The sequence below is a fragment of the Neisseria sp. P0009.S007 genome, from assembly GCF_051962515.1.
In genome coordinates this window covers 1-1,647 of sequence record NZ_JBQCVF010000289.1, presented here as the reverse complement: position 1 = coordinate 1,647, position 1,647 = coordinate 1, and the positions used below count along the sequence as shown (strand labels likewise).

The window sequence follows — 1,647 nt, the reverse complement described above, 5'->3', positions numbered from 1 at the left end:
CCAAACTGTACTACTTGCGCGGCCTGACCGGTAAAGCAGCTCGCATTAAAGAAAAATTGCCTGCTCGCAAAGGTTAATAGCCTTCATCAAAAACCCACTTCAATGAAGTGGGTTTTTTGTTTTTATACAAAAACTCCTTGTCTTTCTTACACAATCCTGCAAGCCAACCACAATCTCCATTTTACATATAAACTTAAACAGAATCGTAACTTACCTACCTCTTTTAACCTTTATACAAAAGGCCGTCTGAAACAAAAGATTCAGACGGCCTTTAATCACATCGGACGGTTATTTAAACCATCTTGCCAATGCAGGGATACGCGACAACAACAGTGTATCCAAAATCCAAATCACAGCGATTGCGGCAATGGCTGTTGGGAAAATCACAGCCAAAATCAGAAGTGGCACAGCCATTGCCCACCATACCGGCAATTTGATTTTCTGCGCAGGAGGAACCAGACCACGCGCTTCCGAAGGACGGCGTTTCCACCACATCACACAGCCGCTGATGCAGACGAAAATGACTGCCAAGCAGAACAAAACGTTCGCCAGCACACTCCACCAGCCCATCGTACCGATATGCAGCGCAATGCTGACCGCCATGAATTTACCAAACCAGTTGTAATCATCGTAATGGATGTCGGCAAGGACTTTGCCGCTGTATTGATCGATGTGTACCGTGCGGTCGGCGGTCGGACTGGGCATATCGTAGCTCATCGAGTCCTGAGACAGCGTCCACACGCCCGTTTCGCCTTTAGGCAAATTAAGCTTGTAGCGGCCTTCAAAACCGATTTCTCGGGCAAAGCGGTCAACTGTTTCCAAAGTCATCGGTTCGCTCGGATTGATGCCGTTTTCGCCCTTCGTCGTACCGGAAACAGGCATAGGCGTAAGCTCCAGAACCCATGGCACTTCTTTGATTTTACCGTCGTTCAACACATCGCCGTGGGTCGGCACGGTAGATACAGGGTTCGGTTCGACGCCCCATTTACCGGCAGGGAATTGGCTCCAAGACTGAACCAACTTACCGCCCCAAATTCCCGCCCAAGCAACGCCCGAAAGGCAGAACAGCAACAGAAGCAAAGAAACCCAAGTGCCGAATGCGCCGTGCATGCTACGCCACCATGTACGTCCTTTACCTGCTTTCGGTACAAGCATGGATTTCACACCGCGCTGTTTTGCCCACCACAGGTAAATCCCGGTAATGATCATCAAAATAGTCAGTGAAGCGGCTGTTTCCAGTATATAGTCGCCCACCGTGCCGATCATCATATCGCCATGGATTTCGTCCATGATGTGATACCAGCCGTCATTGCGCGGCGTTGAATTGACGACCTTCGCCGTATAGGGATCAACGGCAACCATAGCAGCCTTATCGTCATTGTTCACGCGGAATACGGCAACCATATCATCTGCGCGCGGCGCAATATATTGCACCACAGAGGTAGTTTCCGGATTCACAAACTGTCTGGCAGCTTCAGCCTGAGCCGACAAAGGCTGCACTTGCGCCTGCGGCGCAACATGTATGCGCTCGCCTTCTTTACCGGTGATATTGGCAAATAGCAGCATTCCTAACCCTGTAACAGCCAGCAGGGTTAAAAACGGCGCAACCAAAAGTCCGGCATAAAAATGCCATCGCCAAACAGTCAA

The 1,647-nt window shown here is 49.9% G+C and carries 2 protein-coding genes; one reads left to right on the top strand and one right to left on the bottom strand.

Going from position 1 to position 1,647, the window contains the following annotated elements:
* On the top strand, nucleotides 1-77 hold a 77-nt coding region (locus ACTHS3_RS12535), incomplete at its 5' end, for a 50S ribosomal protein L19 (protein ID WP_440364341.1).
* A gap of 211 nt (nucleotides 78-288) precedes the next feature.
* On the opposite strand, the gene ACTHS3_RS12530 is transcribed toward ACTHS3_RS12535, so the two are convergent.
* Nucleotides 289-1,647, bottom strand: a 1,359-nt coding sequence (locus ACTHS3_RS12530) for a PepSY-associated TM helix domain-containing protein (RefSeq protein WP_440368082.1), incomplete at its 5' end; no start/stop codon positions are given.